The sequence below is a fragment of the Ancylobacter tetraedralis genome (assembly GCF_014195655.1).
Taxonomy (GTDB): Bacteria; Pseudomonadota; Alphaproteobacteria; order Rhizobiales; family Xanthobacteraceae; genus Ancylobacter; species Ancylobacter tetraedralis.
Map to the genome: position 1 here is coordinate 147,996 of NZ_JACICD010000008.1, position 16,108 is coordinate 164,103.

The 16,108-nt window shown below is 68.9% G+C and carries 13 protein-coding genes; 4 read left to right on the forward strand and 9 right to left on the reverse strand.

What is annotated here, in order from left to right; all coding sequences use genetic code 11:
• Nucleotides 1-60 precede the first annotated feature (60 nt).
• The 7 genes from FHS55_RS18895 to FHS55_RS18925 all read right to left on the reverse strand — a co-directional run bounded on the left by FHS55_RS18895 (nucleotide 61) and on the right by FHS55_RS18925 (nucleotide 10,066).
• A complete protein-coding gene (locus FHS55_RS18895; protein ID WP_183191343.1) occupies nucleotides 61-336 on the reverse strand; it encodes a hypothetical protein in 276 nt (91 codons plus the stop codon).
• Nucleotides 337-518: 182 nt separating this feature from the next.
• Nucleotides 519-4,061, reverse strand: coding sequence for an error-prone DNA polymerase (locus FHS55_RS18900; protein ID WP_183191344.1), 3,543 nt, complete (start codon nucleotides 4,059-4,061; stop codon nucleotides 519-521).
• A gap of 166 nt (nucleotides 4,062-4,227) precedes the next feature.
• A complete protein-coding gene (locus FHS55_RS18905) occupies nucleotides 4,228-5,751 on the reverse strand; it encodes a Y-family DNA polymerase (RefSeq protein ID WP_246340279.1) in 1,524 nt (507 codons plus the stop codon).
• Nucleotides 5,720-6,583, reverse strand: coding sequence for an ImuA family protein (locus FHS55_RS18910; RefSeq protein ID WP_183191345.1), 864 nt, complete (start codon nucleotides 6,581-6,583; stop codon nucleotides 5,720-5,722). Before FHS55_RS18910 ends, FHS55_RS18905 begins: the two co-directional genes overlap by 32 nt.
• 96 nt (nucleotides 6,584-6,679) lie before the next feature.
• The gene (locus tag FHS55_RS18915; RefSeq protein ID WP_183191346.1) at nucleotides 6,680-7,168 is read right to left on the reverse strand and encodes a GtrA family protein; all 489 of its coding nucleotides are present in this window, start codon (nucleotides 7,166-7,168) and stop codon (nucleotides 6,680-6,682) included.
• A 31-nt stretch (nucleotides 7,169-7,199) separates the two neighbouring features.
• The gene (locus FHS55_RS18920) at nucleotides 7,200-8,999 is read right to left on the reverse strand and encodes a hypothetical protein (protein WP_246340280.1); all 1,800 of its coding nucleotides are present in this window, start codon (nucleotides 8,997-8,999) and stop codon (nucleotides 7,200-7,202) included.
• On the reverse strand, nucleotides 8,996-10,066 hold the full coding sequence (locus FHS55_RS18925; RefSeq protein ID WP_183191347.1) for a glycosyltransferase family 2 protein: 1,071 nt from the start codon (nucleotides 10,064-10,066) through the stop codon (nucleotides 8,996-8,998). The genes FHS55_RS18920 and FHS55_RS18925 overlap by 4 nt, the downstream gene beginning before the upstream one ends.
• 136 nt (nucleotides 10,067-10,202) lie before the next feature.
• On the opposite strand from FHS55_RS18925, the gene FHS55_RS18930 reads away from it, so the two are divergent.
• Nucleotides 10,203-11,090, forward strand: a complete 888-nt coding sequence (locus FHS55_RS18930) for a ChbG/HpnK family deacetylase (protein ID WP_183191348.1) — start codon at nucleotides 10,203-10,205, stop codon at nucleotides 11,088-11,090.
• On the opposite strand, the gene FHS55_RS18935 is transcribed toward FHS55_RS18930, so the two are convergent.
• Nucleotides 11,073-11,489, reverse strand: a complete 417-nt coding sequence (locus tag FHS55_RS18935) for a DUF983 domain-containing protein (protein WP_183191349.1) — start codon at nucleotides 11,487-11,489, stop codon at nucleotides 11,073-11,075. The two genes, FHS55_RS18930 and FHS55_RS18935, sit on opposite strands and share 18 nt — an antisense overlap.
• Nucleotides 11,490-11,773: 284 nt before the next feature.
• On the opposite strand from FHS55_RS18935, the gene FHS55_RS18940 reads away from it, so the two are divergent.
• Complete coding sequence (locus FHS55_RS18940) at nucleotides 11,774-11,992, forward strand: hypothetical protein (RefSeq protein ID WP_183191350.1); 219 nt, start codon at nucleotides 11,774-11,776, stop codon at nucleotides 11,990-11,992.
• Between the two features lie 131 nt (nucleotides 11,993-12,123).
• Here FHS55_RS18940 and FHS55_RS18945 read toward each other — a convergent pair whose 3' ends face one another.
• Entirely contained in the window at nucleotides 12,124-12,786 is a 663-nt protein-coding gene (locus tag FHS55_RS18945; RefSeq protein ID WP_343056278.1) for an exopolysaccharide biosynthesis protein, read from the reverse strand.
• A gap of 344 nt (nucleotides 12,787-13,130) precedes the next feature.
• Here FHS55_RS18945 and FHS55_RS18950 point away from each other — a divergent pair, with 344 nt between their 5' ends.
• A complete protein-coding gene (locus FHS55_RS18950) occupies nucleotides 13,131-14,414 on the forward strand; it encodes an Hsp70 family protein (protein ID WP_183191352.1) in 1,284 nt (427 codons plus the stop codon).
• 189 nt (nucleotides 14,415-14,603) lie between these two features.
• Nucleotides 14,604-16,082 carry a sensor domain-containing diguanylate cyclase gene (locus FHS55_RS18955; protein ID WP_183191353.1) on the forward strand — a complete coding sequence of 493 codons (1,479 nt, stop codon included), beginning with the start codon at nucleotides 14,604-14,606 and terminating at the stop codon, nucleotides 16,080-16,082.
• Nucleotides 16,083-16,108 lie beyond the last annotated feature (26 nt).

Sequence of the window (16,108 nt, forward strand, 5' to 3'; positions counted from 1 at the left end):
TCCTCCCGGACGGCCATGATGCCGATCCGGGATCGCTGGAAATTCGCGAGCGGATGGCCTTCAGCCGTGGCCCGGCGTGCCGAGCCCGGCGAAATGCGCATTGGCGAGGCGGGCCTCGGCTTCGGCCAGCGCCTCGGCCAGCTGGCGCACCTGCGCGGGATCGAGCACCAGCTGCAGCGCGGGCACCGGCTCGCCCGGCTTGGGCGCCTGCGTGCCGATCTCAAGGCGCAGCCCCACCTTTTCCGTGCCGAACAGCGCGGTCGTGAAGGCCAGCATCGGCCACACCTTCAGATGGCCCTTGTCGTCCTTTTCCCAATCGTCGAAACGGCCGGCCATGGAAGTCTCCTCATCAATCCTGTGGGGCGCCGCCGCGCCCGGTGGTCCACCTTCTAGAGCACGCGCCGAGAAGGCTGGAGCATTTTGGCGTTCACCGAACTGCTCTAGCATCGATTGCACCGCGCGCGACAGATCGCCGGCAAGGGCATGCCGGGCGAGGCCGCCGGCACCTTCCCCGCGCCTCAATGGAAGTCGCGCGATTTCGGCAGAACGCGCACCTGGCGCGGATGGCCATGGCCGGAGCGCCGGCCGGCCAGCAGATGCCCCTCCCCCGGCTTCCCACGCACGCGCTCATCATGCCCGGGATCGACCTGCGGGCGCGGCAGGGCGCGCACATCCTCGAACAGCCGGGCGAGTTCCACCGAGCGGTCGATGACCTGTTCGCCCATGACATGGACCACGCCTTCCTTGCTCTTCTGTACCCGCCCTTCCACCACCACGAGGCGCGCGCCCATCACCTGCGCGCGGTAGCGCTCGAACTGGCGCGCCCACAGCAGCACGTTGACGATGCCGGTCTCGTCCTCCAGCGTCATGAAGATGGCGTTGCCCTTGCCCGGGCGCTGGCGCACCAGCACCACGCCGGCGGCACGCACCCGCGTCCCGTCGCGCGCACCGGCCACCCCCGCGCTCGACAGCACGCCCTCGGCGGCGAAGAGATCGCGCAGCATGCCCATCGGGTGGCCCTTGAGGGAGAGCCGCGTCGTCTGGTAATCGACCGCGATCTGCTCGGGCAACGGCATCAGCGGCAGGTTCGCATCGAGATCCGCGCCGAGGTCGCGCGCATCCGCCGCGGCGAAGAGCGGCAGCGGCGCGTCGTCCGGCAGGCGGCGCACCGCCCAGGCGGCTTCCCGCCGGTCGATCTCCATCGAGCGGAAGGCATCGGCATCGGCCAATTTGCGCAGCGCCGCATTCGGCAGGCGGGTGCGGCGAGCCAGCGTCTCCACATCGGCAAAGAAGCCGCCCGCCCGCGCCTGCGCGAGCTGCTCCGACCATGCCGCGCTGAATCCGTCGATCTGGCGGAAGCCGAGCCTGAGCGCCAGCGGCACGCCGGGCGCGTCGCGCTCCAGAATGTTGTCATGCCCGCTGTAATTGACGTCGACGGCGCGCAGCTCGACGCCGTGCTCGCCGGCATCGCGCACGATCTGCGCCGGCGCATAGAAGCCCATGGGCTGGGCGTTGAGCAGCGCCGCCGCGAAGATGGCGGGGTAGCGGCACTTGAGGAAAGCGGAGATGTAGACCAGCTTGGCGAAGGAGGCGGCATGGCTCTCGGGAAAGCCATATTCGCCGAAGCCGCGGATCTGCTCGAAGCAGCGCAGGGCGAAGGCACGCTCATAGCCGCGCGCCGCCATGCGCTCGACCAGCATGTGCTGGAATTTGCCGATAGTGCCGTGATGGCGGAAGGTCGCCATGGCCCGGCGCAGCCGGTTCGCCTCCTCCGGCGTGAACTCGGCGGCCACCATGGCGAGCTTCATCGCCTGTTCCTGGAACAGCGGCACTCCCAGCGTGCGCTTGAGCACATCCTTCAGCTCGTCGCGGGGATAATTCGGGCCGGGCGACGGATAGGAAACCGGGTCCGTGCCGTCCCGCCGGCGCAGATAGGGGTGCACCATATTGCCCTGGATCGGGCCGGGCCGCACGATCGCCACCTGGATGACGAGGTCATACAGCCTGCGCGGCTTCATGCGCGGCAGCATGTTGATCTGCGCCCGGCTCTCCACCTGGAACACGCCGATGGAATCGCCGCGGCACAGCATGTCGTAGACGTCTTCCTGCTCCTTCGGCACCTCCGCCAGGCCCCATTCGGTGGCCTCGTGCGCCTGCAGGAGGTCCAGCGCCTTGCGGATGCAGGTGAGCATGCCGAGCGCCAGCACGTCGACCTTGAGCAGGCCCAGCGTGTCGATGTCATCCTTGTCCCATTCGATGAAGGTGCGATCCTTCATGGCGGCATTGCCGATCGGCACCGTCTCGTCGAGCCGCTGCTGCGTCAGGACGAAGCCGCCGACATGCTGGGAGAGGTGACGGGGAAAGCCGATGAGGCGGGCGGCGAAGCGCACCGCGCGCGCCACCATCGGGTTGCCCGGGTCGAGCCCCGCCTCGCGCGCCTGGCTGTCCTGGATGTTCTCGCCCCAGCTGCCCCACACCGTGCCGGCCAGGCGCGCGGTGACGTCCTCGGTGAGGCCCAGCGCCTTGCCGACATCGCGGATGGCGCTGCGCGGGCGATAGGAGATGACGGTGGCGACGATGCCGGCGCGGTCGCGGCCATAGCGCTGGTAGATGTACTGGATCACCTCCTCGCGCCGCTCATGCTCGAAATCGACGTCGATATCCGGCGGTTCCTCCCGCTCCTTGGAGATGAATCGGGAGAAGAGAAGCTCGTTGTCGAACGGATCGACCGCCGTGATGCCCAGCACATAGCAGACGGCGGAATTGGCGGCCGAGCCCCGCCCCTGGCAGAGGATGCGCCGGCGCTCGGCAAAATCCACGATGTCGCGGATGGTGAGGAAATAGGGCGCGTAGCCGAGTTCGCCGATCAGGGCGAGTTCGGTGGCGAGCTGGCGCTCCACCTTTGCCGGCACGCCCTCGGGATAGCGCATCCCGGCGCGCTGCCAGGTCATGGTCTCCAGCCATTGCTGCGGCGTGTGGCCGGGCGGCACGGGCTCTTCCGGATATTCGTATTTCAGCTCGTCCAGCGAGAAATCGATGCGGGCGAGGAAGTTCTGCGTCTCCGCCACCGCCTCCGGTGCGTCGCGGAACAGGCGAGCCATCTCGGCCGGCGGCTTCAGGTGGCGCTCGGCATTGGCGTGGAGCCGGCGCCCGGCGCCCTCCAGGCTCACGCCTTCGCGGATGCAGGTGAGCACATCCTGCAGGTCGCGCGCGTCCGGGTGGTGGTAGAGCACGTCATTGGTGGCGATGAGCGGCACCCCCACCTCCGCCGCCAGCGCCTTCAGCCGGGCCAGGCGGCGGCGATCATCGCCGCGGCGCGTCATTGCGGCGCCGAGCCAGAGCGCGCCGGGCGCGGCCTGCGCCAGCGCGCCGAGCACGGGGCGCAGCTCCACGATCCGGCCAGCCGGCATGTCCTGCGGCGGCAGGAGGATGAGTGAGAGACCGCCCGCATCGCCGAGCAGATCCTCGAGGCGCAAGAGGCACGTGCCCTTGGCTCCGCGCAGGTTTCCCGTGGTGAGCAGGCGGCAGAGCCGGGCCCAGCCGGCGCGTGTCTGCGCATGGGCGAGGATGTCGGGCGTGCCATCGGCGAAGGCGAGCCGCGCCCCGACCACCAGGGTGAAGGGCAGCGCGGGCAAGATGCCGGCATCGGCCGCCGCTTCCGCCGAGCGGCGCAGGAAGCGCGTGAAGGCCGCCTCCTCATTCGCCTCATCAGCCTCTGGCCCGTCCTCATGCTTGTCGCCACGGGCCGGTGCGGCAGGGGGCGACGGGCTCTGTTGCGGGCCCGCCCCGGGCGAATCCTGAAGCGGGGCGTTTTCCGCGCGCTCGCCCTCCGCCGCCCGCGCCTCCCGCCGGGCCTGCCAGAAGCCGGCATAGGCCGCCCGCGCCTCCTTCAGCGCCGCATGGGCGCGCACCACACCGGCCACCGTGTTGCGATCGGCAATGCCAAGCCCGCCATGGCCGAGCCGGATCGCCTGCGCCACCAGTTCCGACGCTTTCGACGCCCCGCGCAGGAAGGAGAAATTGGAGGCGGCGACCAGCTCCGCGAAGAAGGGGGTGCTCATGGGCGGCTCCTTCTCGGCAAGTCCGTGTCCCCGCCCTGCGGCCGGGTCGGTCCGCCCCCGCGCGCGCCATCGCGGGCCAGCCAGCAACGATGCGCGGGGGCGCCGATGCCCAAGGCCTGGCGCGCGCGGGCCGGCATCCTGAAACGGGCCTTCCTGAGACGCGCTTTCATGGAAACAGCCCGTGCAGGAACCAGCGCGGTTCGCCGCTCTCGCGCCCGTAGAGCCCGGCGCGGAACAGCCAGAAGCGCCGGCCCTCCCGGTTCTCCACGCGGTAATAGTCGCGCGTCGCCGGCAGGGCGGTGCCCTCCGGCAGGCGCCACCATTCCGGGGCGATGCGCTCGGGCCCCTCGGCGCGGGCCACCTCATGCACCACGCGCCGCCAGCGGAAGCGCAGGGGCGGGCCGTCCGGCACCTCGGCCAGCGCCTCCACCGGCTGGGGCGGATCGAACAGGCTGAGCGGGCGCGGCAGCAGATCCGGGGGCAATATGGGTGAGAGGGAGGGCGCGGCGGCCGGCGCCTGCGCCGCGGGAATCAGTGCGCTCGCCCGGCCGGGATCATGCGTGTCGCGCAGCAGCACGCGCAGCACCCGCTCGCGCCCGAGCCGCACGGCGAGCCGATCGATGAGAGCGGCCACCTCCTCTTCCTCGACCGCGCGCCCGTCGAGGCTCACCTGCGCGGGGGTGAGCGGCTCGGCGCGCAGCACCGCGAGGCGCACCAGATCGAAGCCGAAGCCGGGATCGATGGGATCGGCCAGCGCCTCGATCTTCTCATGCCACAGCCGGGCCAGCGCGGTGCCATCGCGCGAGGGCCGCGCGGTCTCGATGGCGAGCCGACGCACCGCCCCGTCGGCGCGGAAGAACGAGGCCTCGAAGGCGCGCCCACCCTCCCCGCGCGCCTCCAGCATCAGGGCGAGGTCGTCGACCAGCAGCGCCAGCGTCGCCTCGATGTCCTCGGCCCGGCCGATCGGCTCGGCAAAGCGCCGCTCGGCGATGGCCGCCGGCAGCGGCCGGCGCGGCACGATGCGGATATCCTCATGGCCCAGCGTGCGGTTGAGCCGCGTCAGCAGTTCCGCGCCGAAGCGGGCGGCGAGCGGCGTGGCCGGGCGCGTGGCGAGATCGCCGATGGTCTTCAGCCCCGCGCGCGACAGCCCCGTCACCACGGCCTCGTCGACGCCGAGCCGGATGACCGGCAGCGGCGCCACCGCCCGCGCCTCCCCGCCCGGCGCGACGATGCCGCCCCGCCCCGCCCGCACCAGCGCCCGCGCGGCATCGGGCGTGCCGGCGACTACGGCGCCGGCGCCGAGCCCGTGCCGTTGCAGATGCGCCAGCAGCCGGGCGCGCATCGCCGCCTCGCCGCCGAACAGATGCGCACAGCCGGTAATGTCGAGCACCAGCCCGTCCGGCGCGTCGAGCGCCACCAGCGGGGTCCAGCGGTCGCAATCATCGGCCACCGTCTCGAGAAAGGCGGCATCGGCCAGCGGATCGTGATCGACCACCGCCAGCTCGGGAAGGCGCGCGCGGGCATCCGCCAGCGTCAGGCCGGGGGCGAGCCCGCACCGTGCCGCCGCGCGATCGACGGCGGCGAGGCGCAGCGCGTTCTTCGCCTTCTCGACGAACACACGCGGCGGCGGGGCCAGCGGATCGGGCACCCGCCCGCCCTTACCCGGTGCGGCGGAACGCGGCAATGCCATCGCCGCCCCCGCGCCGCGCGCCCCGCTCCGCATCCGGAGCACCCGCGCTAGCCGGTCGGCCGGCAGGAACGGGAACCACAGCGCGAGATAGCGGGGCGAGGTCGCGGAAGGAACATGCCTCATGGTCCCACTCCAGATTCCAGCTGCCGCCCTCCACCGGCCGCTCCCCCTCCCCGCCGCGATGGCGCAGCAGCGTGGCGGTGAAGGCCGGCGCGCCCGGCGCATTGGCCTCCCCCGGCACGGAGGCGGCCGGCGCCACCTGCCAGCGCGTCGCCACCGCCGTGGGCAGGGCGCGCGTGCTCATGCGCAGCAGGAAGCTCGTGACCCCCGAGGTGGCCGCCCGCAGCGACAGGCGCCGCGTGGCGGTGAGATCGAGCGCCCTCGGTTCGCCGAAGGGTTCGATGATGAGGGCGCCGAGCCCGGCGCAGCGCACGCCATCGCCCGCCGCGCGCAGCACTTCGGCGGCATCGGGCGCGCGCACCAGCACGAGCCGTGACGGATCGAGACCGAGCGCCTGGAGGCCCAGCGCCTCGGGACGGCCAAATTCGGCCTCGGCCGCGTCCTGCCTTATCCACAGAAGCGGCCGCGTGGGCATATCCGTGCCGGAAAGGCTCGCCCGCAGCGCCAGCGCCAGGGTGAAGCCGGTGGCGGCCGGCAGGTCGGCCCCGCGCGCCGCCTGCACTTCATGCAGCGCCCCGCGCGCCAGCATGACGCCCGCCCGCTCCGGCTCGCCGGCACCGAGGGAAAAACCGTCGACCATGCCGGGCAGGCGCGCCGCCTCCAACCCGGCGAGCATCTGCCTCAGCGCGGCGATATCGCGGACAGTGTCCATGCGGCGCGCTCCTAATTGTTCATGTTTTGTTCCCTTAAAACGACTCGTTCCAACCCAAGAGTCAAGCCACCAATCGCGAGTATGGATGCTGCGGTATCAGTGTCCGCCGGCAGCGGGGGCACCCTTCTCGCGGAAGGTCCAGACGGCATTGGCGCCATAGTGCCAGAGCACCAGCAGCCCGGTGACGCCGACCTGCGCGAGGAGATAGGGCACGCCGAGCCGGCCGGCGATGAGCGCCATCAGCCCGGCATTCAGCAGGAGACCGACGCCGGCGACCAGGAAGAACTTCGTCATCGCCTCGCGATGGGGCTTGGCGGAGCGGAACACGACATGGCGGCTGAACTGGTAGTTCACGAGGGCACCGACGAGAAAACCCGCCGTGGAACCGGCGACCGGGCCGGCAAGGCCGCCCTGCACCAGCGTGATCAGCACCGCGTAATGCGCCGCCGTGCCGACACCCCCGAGCGCCGCGAACAACAGGATATGGCGCAGCCGCACCAGAAGAGCCGCGCGGTCCAGGCCCGCCGGCTTCGGCGGATTCCCCTCCGGCAGGCCACGGGCCCGGCTATCCACAGCGCGCTCCATCCAGGTCACATCTCCAGCACGCCGCCCCCTGTCAGGGCTTGGCCTTCGCCACCTGCGGGCCGGCATCCTTGAGCGAGGAGACCAGCGGCGCATTGGGCGACGGGGCGAAGATGTCGTCATCGCCGTCCTCGTCCGCCGGCAGTTCCTGCCCTACCGGCTTGTGTCCCGCCCGCAGGTCCGTCACCGTCGCGAAGGGAATGCCCATCCGGCTCACCGTTGCATAGGGCATGCCCTTGGCGCCGTCGCAGCCGATATTGGTGGCGGTCAGCAGGAAGTCCGCCTCATCCCAGTCATCCACCATGTCGACATTGGGGCCGAGATAGGAGGAGACCTGCAGGTCCTCCGCGCACACCGCCACCTTGTAGCGGTGCGGCGTGTGCACGGCGGCGATGGCTTCCTCGTGGTCCAGACCCTTGCGCAGGTCCAGAGCCGCTTCCCGCAGGCTCGACGACCAGTAGTCGCCCTCGAAACGGCCCCAGGCACCGGGGGTGCCGCCGACCAGCTGGTTATAGGCGACATATTCGTAAGGGTGCAGCCGGATGAGGCTCACCGCATTGAGCGCGAACAGTGCCGTCACCACCGCCGCGAAGCCCAGGCCCAGCGCCCGGGAGCGCGGCCACAGGAGACGCCAGCCGGCGGTGAGGCCGAGCGCCGCCAGCACCGTCACCGGCGGGATCACGAAGAGGAAGTGCCGGATGCCGTTATAGAGCGGAGGCCCGTCGAGCAGGGTGAAGACGATCGGCGTGCCGATCGCCAGCAGCAGCGGCAGGAAGGCGACGAGCCGGCGCGGATGCAGGGCGGTCGCCTCCACCACCGCCCCCTGGCGCAACAGCCGCATCAGCGAGAACGCCGCCGCGACCAGCGCCATGAGGATGCCGAACAGCGTCAGCTCCGGCAGCTTGATGAGGAGATATTCCGTCATGTAGGTCGACGGGATCTTGTCGATCGGCACCAGCTGGCCGTTGAACAGCGTCGACAGGTCGAAAGAGAAATTGTTGAAGGCACCCATGGCCTTGAACAGGTTGCTGGGCGGCAGCATCGACCACGGCCAAGTGACCGCCATGATGGCGAGGGCGACGAGGCCCGAGACGATGAGCCGCGGCAGCAGCCGGAATGGCAGCCACACGCTGCGGAACACCAGCGCGCCCGCGCCGACCGTCACCAGCAGGTAGAACACCGCGAACACGCCGCCCACGCGCAGGCCGAGCGCGCAGCCCACCGCCGCGCCCAGCCCGACAATGACGCGCCAGCTCGGCAGATCCGGCAGCCGCGCCACCAGCACGGTAATGAAATACAGGCTCCACACCATCGCCGCCGCGAAGGGCACGTCCTTGGTGTGGGTGAACATCGCTCCACCATACATGCCGGTGAAGGCCAGCAGCAGCAGGGCAACGATGCCCGCCTTCTCGCCGCCGAGCAGCTTCCCGAGCCGCCACACGCCGATCAGCCCCATGAAGCCGAACCCGGCCGAGAGCAGGTGGCGCCATTCATAGACCGGTATCGGGATATGGTTCTGCAGGCCGGCCGCGATCATGTCGAACAGCCCGCCATACAGGAAAAGGTTGATGTAGTGGAACGCCCGGTCGTCGGTGAAGCCGCTGGCGTACCAGGCGATCAGCAATTCGCCATAGGTGTGCTGCACCAGTTCGTCATTGCTGATGCCGTAATCGCGGAAGGTGAGGAGGATGAACGCCGCCACCGCCGCGAACACGGCAAGGCTCACGGCGCGCGTGAGCGTGACCGACCGCCAGGCACGCTCCACGGCGCGCGCCGCGAGCGGAGCGGGCCGAGCCGCCGCCCCGGCGGGAAATTCCGAACTGTGAAGGCTCACGAGGCAAGTCCATCCGGCACGAGCGAGGGGGCATGCCGATTGGCGGCATGGGGAGCGGTAACCGGAACGCCGGCGACGGAGGCGACGAGCGCAGAAGAAACCGCAGCGGGCGCCGCGAACCCGATCTCGTCCGCGACAAGATAGAGCGGGCGCCGTTTCACCTCGGTGAAGATGCGGCCGACATATTCGCCGATCACGCCGAGGCTGATGAGCTGCACGCCGGAGACGAACAGCATGCTGACCATGATCGTCGGGAAGCCCGGCGTGCGCACGCCGAAGAACAGCGCCTCGCCGAGGAGATAAACGCCGTAAAGGCCGGACAGAAGGGCGAGGACGACGCCCACGAAGGACCACACGCGCAGCGGCACCATCGAGAAGGACGACAGGCCGTCGATCGCGTAGCGCAGCAGCCCGATCATGTTGAACGAGCTGACCCCGCCGACACGCTCGGCCACCTCGAAATCGATCTCCTCCTGGCGGAAGCCGACCCAGCTGGTGATGCCCTTCATGAAGCGGTTGCGCTCCGGCAGCGCATTGATGGCGTCGACCACGCGACGGTCGAACAGGCGGAAATCACCGGCGCCCTCGGGAATGTTCACTTCGCTGAGAGCGTGGAAGAAATGATAGAAGCCGCGCGAGAACAGCCGGCGCGGCAAGGGATCGGTACTGCGCGACCGGCGCACCGCGATGACCATCTGCGCGCCGTTCTGCCAGCGCTCGATCATTTCGGGAATGACCTCGGGCGGATGCTGCAGGTCGGCATCCATCAGCACGACAATATCGCCGGCAGCGGCCCTGAGGCCGGCGGCCATGGCCGATTCCTTGCCGAAGTTGCGGGCAAAGCGCAGTGCCTTGACGGCAGGATCGCGCCGGCCCAGTTCGGTCAACGCGTCGAAGCTACCATCCCGACTGCCGTCGTCAATAAAGACGAACTCGCGCTGCATCCCGGGATAACAATCCAGCACTGCCGAGAGGCGCGCATGCAACGATTCCAGGCAGGCAGCCTCGTTATATACCGGCACGACCACCGAAATCAGATGGGGTGACCTTTGGGCAGCGCTCGACATGTTGGAAAGGCCAGCTTTACTTGATACCTGCCGAGGCGACAGGCGACCTGCGAAATCTCTAGGGCAATTTTTGCTTCCTCGAAGCCCATGATCACGTATAGTCCGATTGTGATATTTGTTTGGCTTCCTAATACGCATGGATGACGCCCTGAAGGCGATAGTAGTTTGCGCCGACGATTACGGCTTGAGCATGGGCATTTGCGATGCAATCGAAGCCCTGATCGAGCGCGGACGGCTCTCGGCAACCGGCGCGATGAGCGGACTGCCCAGCTGGCGCCGGCGGGCGGGCGACTTCAAGGCGCTGGTGCACGCCCACCCCGCCGATGTCGGCCTTCACTTCACCCTGACCGGCCAGCGCGCGCTGTCACCGGCGCGCGGCCTCGCCCGCGACGGGCGTCTCCCGGAAATCGGCGGGCTGATTGCGCGCGCGCTGGCGGGAGCGCTGCCCCGTGCGGCGATACGCGACGAATTGCGCGCCCAGCTCGACGCGTTCGAGGATGCCTGGAACGCCCCGCCGGACTTCCTCGACGGCCACCAGCATGCCCACGCATTGCCGGGCATAAGGGATATCGTGATCGCGGAACTGGCCGCGCGCTATCCCGGCCATTCCCTCTGGCTGCGCAACTGCACCGAGCCGGCCGCCTGGGCACGTCGGCGCCGCCTCGGTTGGCGCAAGGCGATGATCATCGGCACGCTCGCCGCGGGCAGCGCGCGGGCGGCCACGCGGGCAGGTTTCGCCGTCAATGACAGTTTTCGCGGCCTGTATGATTTCGGGCCCGTGCCGGCCTACCGCGAGGTGTTTCGCGCCAGCCTCGCGGGGCCGGGCGCACGCATCCTGGTGCATTGTCACCCCGGCACGGTCGACGAGGAACTGCGCCGCCTCGATCCGCTGCTGGAGCCGCGCGAGCGCGAACTCGCCTATCTCGCCTCGGAGGCCTGCGGCGAGGATCTGCGGGCCGCGAGCGTGCGCCCGTCCCGATTCGCCGCCACCGGCGCTCCGGCAATCTCAGCCGCGCAGGACTGAGGGCGGCGGGGCCTTCGCCGCCTCGGGCGCGACCAGACGCCCCTCCTCCGCCTTGTAATAATACTGGCTTGCCACCAGCCAGCCCTTCAGCGGCCGCAGCGGGGGTATGCAGGTCAGCAGCATGAAGGGAATCGTCGTCACCAGATGCACCCAATAGGGCGCCTGGAAGGCCATCTCGATCCACAGGCCGAACACGACCGACGGCACGCAGCCGAAGCAGATGACGAAGAAGGCCGGGCCATCCGCCGGATCGGCGAAGGAATAATCGAGCCCGCACACCTCGCAGCTCGGCGCCAGAGTGAGGAAGCCGCGGAACAGTCGGCCCTGTCCGCAGCGCGGGCAGCAGCCGCGCACGCCGCATTCAAAGGGCGAAAGCTTCGGCCAATCCGACGTCGCCATCTGGGTCTCCCGCATCTGAGCCTTGTGCGGCCCGGCACTGGCGGATGTTCCGCCGCCCCGGAAAATGGTCAGGAATGCATACAATGTCAAGAATATGATGCATATGAAAATGCAGTCATTATACATTCAATAGGCAAATTGAATGTAGAACTTCTGTTATGCCCCGGGAGGACGGCGTTAACCTATTCCGCGCAAGGTCGTCAGACCGGCAGCCAGGCGATTCCCGACAGCCCCTGCCGAAGCCATCCGCCCCGCGCCGCAGTTCCGACCACGAGTTCCCGGTAATGAGTAACGTCATTCCCTTTCCCGCCCGGCCCGAGCCTTCCGATACGGAGGGCGACGCCTATGGCGATCTCGACATCTTCACCGCTGTGGACGTCGCGATTCGCGATCTGCGCGATCTCGCCCAGCGGCTGCACGCCGACGACGCCGGCAAGGCCCAGGCGCAGGAATGCCTCGCCATGCTGTGCCGCGCGCTGGAGAATTCCAGCGCCTGGGGCTAGGAACCCCTCCGGCGGGTCGTCCGTTCCCCGCAGCCCCGCGGATCGTCAACCGCCCCGCTTTTCCGGACGCGCCCGGAAAGGGGGCGCGCGCCCGCTTGCGCGGCCACCCGGGATGGCGCGGTCCCGGACGCTCAGCCGATGAAGCTGTGCAGCAGGTAGAGGCCGGCCTTCATGAAGGCCCAGATCACGCCCGACACCAGCCCGAGCGAGGCGATCGCCACCACCGCGCCGATCAGGATCCAGATCCCGTCACGCTCCAATATGCCGAGCGCCAGGATGCAGATGGCCAGCGCCGGCAGCATGTTGCCGAGCGGGATCGGCAGGATCAGCACCACCGCCAGCACGAAGCAGATGAAGCCGACCAGATATTCGGCCGGGGGATGGGCGAACAGGCCGAGCCGCGGGCGCAGCAGCCGCTCCGCTCGGGCGAGCCACGGCGTCGCCTTGGCGACAAAGGCGGCGAAATCCTTGCGCGCTATGGAACGGCGCGAGATCAGCGGCGGCAACCAGGGCGAGCGGCCGAGCGCCAGCTGGAGGGTGAGGAAGACCAGCGGCGCCCCCAGCACCGTGGAGGTGCCCGGCGGCGTGGGAATGACATTGGGCAGGGCGAAGATCAGCAGCAGCGGTCCAAATGCGCGCTCCTGCAGGACACGCAGGAAATCGCCGATGGCGATGCGCTCCTGCGTGCTGTCGCTGGCGATCCGGTTCAGGATTTGCGACAGCCGGGTCGTATCGTCCGGCGGCGCCTCTTCGGCACCCGGAGCGTCCTCGTCGGACGAAAGATCGCGCTGCACGGCGAACGCTGCTCCCCCACGGCACACCGGCACGCGCGCGCCCGGCATCCGTTACGTCAGTTTCATCCGCCCTAGATAGAGTGTGGATGTGACATTGGCCAGAAGGCGTGGGCCAGAAGGCGTGGGCCAGAAGGCCCGGCCTCAGGTCCAGCTGAACAGGAACGCGCCCACCGCCAGCAGGGTGATCACGATGACGGCGATCGAGTGCTTCATCGTCCAGTTGTGCAACGTCATGGCGCGTCCTCCGCTTGTTTCATTCCGTGTGCCGGCTCCTCAACCGGACGTCAATTGAACAATCACGCGGGAAGCTCTAACGAGGCCCCCTTTTGCAGGAGAGCGTCCCCATGGGGTTTTGCGGCCTCGACTTCGGCACGTCCAATACCACGCTGGGCATCTGGCGCGGCGCAGCCCCCGTGCTCGCGCCGCTGGAAGACGGCAAGACCACCGTGCCGAGCGCGGTGTTCTACGATCCGCACGGCCAGCTCACCATCGGCCGGGCCGCCATGGCGCGCTATGTCGCCGGCGAGGATGGCCGGCTCATGCGCTCGCTCAAGGCGGTGCTGGGCAGCGCGCTGATCGAGGAAAAGACCCAGATCGGCCGCCGCGCGGTGGCGTTCCGCGAGGTGATCGGCGATTTCATCGCCACGGTGAAGCGCCGGGCCGAGCAGGATACCGGCGCGCCGCTCGACAAGGTGGTGATGGGCCGGCCGGTCTTCTTCGTCGACGACGACGTGGCCGCCAATGCCCGGGCGGAAGAGGCCCTGACCTCCATCGCCGCCAGCATCGGCTTCCGCGAGGTCTCGACCCAGTTCGAGCCGATCGCCGCCGCGCTCGATTACGAGCGGCAGGTCGCGGGCGAGGAGATCGCGCTCATCGCCGACATTGGCGGCGGCACCTCGGACTTTTCCATCGTGCGCCTCAGCCCCGCGCGCCACACCCGCAACGAGCGCGCGGACGACATCCTCGCCAATGACGGCGTGCGCATCGGCGGGACGGATTTCGACCGCCATCTCAGCCTCGGCGCGCTTATGCCGCTGCTGGGCTATCGCAGCCCGATGAAGCGGCCCGGCCGCGACGTGCCGAGCGGCTATTTCCACGAACTGGCCACCTGGTCGAGCATCAACCGGCTCTACACCTCCCGCACCGTGCGCGAGCTCAACGAGGTGCGGCGCGAGGCGGCCCGGCCGGCGCTGGTGGAACGGCTGATTCGCGTCATCGAGGAGCAGCGCGGCCATACGCTGGCCATGCAGTCGGAAGAGGCCAAGATCACCCTGGCGGAAACGCCGCGCGCGCAGATCGACCTCGCATGGCTGGAAGCAGGCCTCTCGGTGGGGCTCACACCGGACGAACTGGTCGGCCACACCTCGGAACTCGCCGCGCGCATCGCCCGCCGGGTCGCGATCTGCCTTACCCAGGCGGGGCTGAAGCCGGAGGCGATCGACGCGCTGTTCCTCACCGGCGGCTCCACCCGGCTCAACCATGTGCGTGCCGCCATCGTCGCCGCGCTGCCCGGCGCCCGCGTGGTGGACGGCGACACGTTCGGCTCGGTCGGGACCGGGCTGGCGATCGAGGCCGCCCGGCGCTATGGCGCGCCGCACCAAAGCGAGGGCCGCGTCTCCGCCGCGTGAGAACGCTAACGCAACGGAATCGAGCGTCGACGGTGTCATATTGCCGCTCCCGGACAAGATTTCGGGAGCATGCCCGTCGAGAGTAGGCGGTCACAAGCGCGGCGCGATCGGCTATACCTATACATATAACCATCCGACCTCACGGCCCCGTCCCTGCCGGGCACCGCGACAGAAACGGTTTGTTGCAGCATGCTTCGTCTCCACCACGAGATCGCGACACCCACCGAGACGGATCGCCGGGATGACGCGCTGATGTTCGAACTGGCGCCGATCTCGCTCTGGCTCGAGGACTATACGGAGCTGAAGGCGCTGTTCGATTCGTGGCGCGACGAGGGCGTGACCTCGCTGCGCGATTTCCTGCGCGCGCATCCGCAGAAGGTGCAGCAATGCTCCGAGTGCATCCGCGTCCTGAAGGTCAACCAGCGCACGCTCGCGCTCTATGAGGCCGACAGCCTCGAACACCTTGTCGCCAACCTGTCCAAGGTGTTCCGCGCCGACATGCTGAAGACCTTCGTCGACGAACTTTGCCAGCTGTGGAACGGCTCCTCGACCTTCGTCAGCAACACGGTCAACTACACGCTGTCCGGCCAGCGCCTCGATATCCAGCTCAAGGGCACGGTGCTGCCCGGCCATGAGAACACGCTCGGCCGCATCCTGCTGTCGATCGAGGACGTCACCGAGCGCGAGACCGCCCGCCGCCAGGCCGCACAGGCGGAAATCTACGCCCGCGGGCTTTTCGAGCATTCCCCCGTGTCGCTGTGGGTGGAGGATTTCTCCAGCGTCAAGCAGCTCATCGACGACCTGCGCCAGCGCGGCATCGCCGACCTCCGGGTGTTCACCGACGTCCACCCCGAATTCGTCGAGCGCTGCATCAGCGAGGTGCGCGTGGTGGATGTGAACCGCCACACGCTGGAACTGTTCGGGGCAACCAGCAAGGGCGAGCTCATCGCCAATATCGGGCTGGTGTTCCGCGAGGACATGCACCGCCATTTCCGCGAGCAGCTGATCGACCTGTGGAACGGAAAGCTGTTCCACCAGCGCGAGGTGGTGAATTACACGCTGGCGGGGGACGAGCTTTTCGTCCATCTGCAGTTTTCGGTTCTGCCCGGCCACGAACAGGACTGGTCGCTGGTGCAGGTGTCGCTGACCGACATCACCGCGCGCAAGAAGGCCGAGGCCTATCTCGAGTATCTCGGCAAGCATGACGTGCTCACCAAACTCTACAACCGCTCTTTCTATGCCGACGAACTGAACCGGCTGGAGCGCAAGGGCCCCTTCCCCGTCACCGTCATCATGGTCGATCTCAACGATCTGAAGGTGGTGAACGACCAGCTCGGCCACGCTGCCGGCGACACGCTGCTGCGGCGGGCCGGCGAGGTGCTCGCCAAGGCGATCGACCGGCCCAATTGCGCCGCCCGGATCGGCGGCGACGAATTCGCCCTGCTGCTGCCGGGCACCGACGCGGCCGGCGGCCTCGCGGTGATGGAGAATATCGAACAGTTGCTCGGGGTGAACAACCAGTTCTATTCCGCCACAACGCTCTCGCTCTCCATGGGCATGGCGACCAGCGTCACCGGCGAGCGACTGGAACAGGTGGTCAAGCGCGCGGATTTCGCCATGTACCGCCACAAGCGCGAGCAGGATTCGGCGGCCTCCTCCGGCAGCTGAACCTGACGCCACGCGGCATCCAGCAG

Bases quoted from the DNA above. Each gene is read 5' to 3' on its own strand.
- FHS55_RS18895 (WP_183191343.1), bottom strand. From the start codon at position 336: ATGGCCGGCCGTTTCGACGATTGGGAAAAGGACGACAAGGGCCATCTG.
- FHS55_RS18900 (WP_183191344.1), bottom strand. From the start codon at position 4,061: ATGAGCACCCCCTTCTTCGCGGAGCTGGTCGCCGCCTCCAATTTCTCC.
- FHS55_RS18905 (WP_246340279.1), bottom strand. From the start codon at position 5,751: ATGGCATTGCCGCGTTCCGCCGCACCGGGTAAGGGCGGGCGGGTGCCC.
- FHS55_RS18910 (WP_183191345.1), bottom strand. From the start codon at position 6,583: ATGGACACTGTCCGCGATATCGCCGCGCTGAGGCAGATGCTCGCCGGG.
- FHS55_RS18915 (WP_183191346.1), bottom strand. From the start codon at position 7,168: ATGGAGCGCGCTGTGGATAGCCGGGCCCGTGGCCTGCCGGAGGGGAAT.
- FHS55_RS18925 (WP_183191347.1), bottom strand. From the start codon at position 10,066: ATGTCGAGCGCTGCCCAAAGGTCACCCCATCTGATTTCGGTGGTCGTG.
- FHS55_RS18930 (WP_183191348.1), top strand. From the start codon at position 10,203: ATGGATGACGCCCTGAAGGCGATAGTAGTTTGCGCCGACGATTACGGC.
- FHS55_RS18935 (WP_183191349.1), bottom strand. From the start codon at position 11,489: ATGGCGACGTCGGATTGGCCGAAGCTTTCGCCCTTTGAATGCGGCGTG.
- FHS55_RS18940 (WP_183191350.1), top strand. From the start codon at position 11,774: ATGAGTAACGTCATTCCCTTTCCCGCCCGGCCCGAGCCTTCCGATACG.
- FHS55_RS18950 (WP_183191352.1), top strand. From the start codon at position 13,131: ATGGGGTTTTGCGGCCTCGACTTCGGCACGTCCAATACCACGCTGGGC.
- FHS55_RS18955 (WP_183191353.1), top strand. From the start codon at position 14,604: ATGCTTCGTCTCCACCACGAGATCGCGACACCCACCGAGACGGATCGC.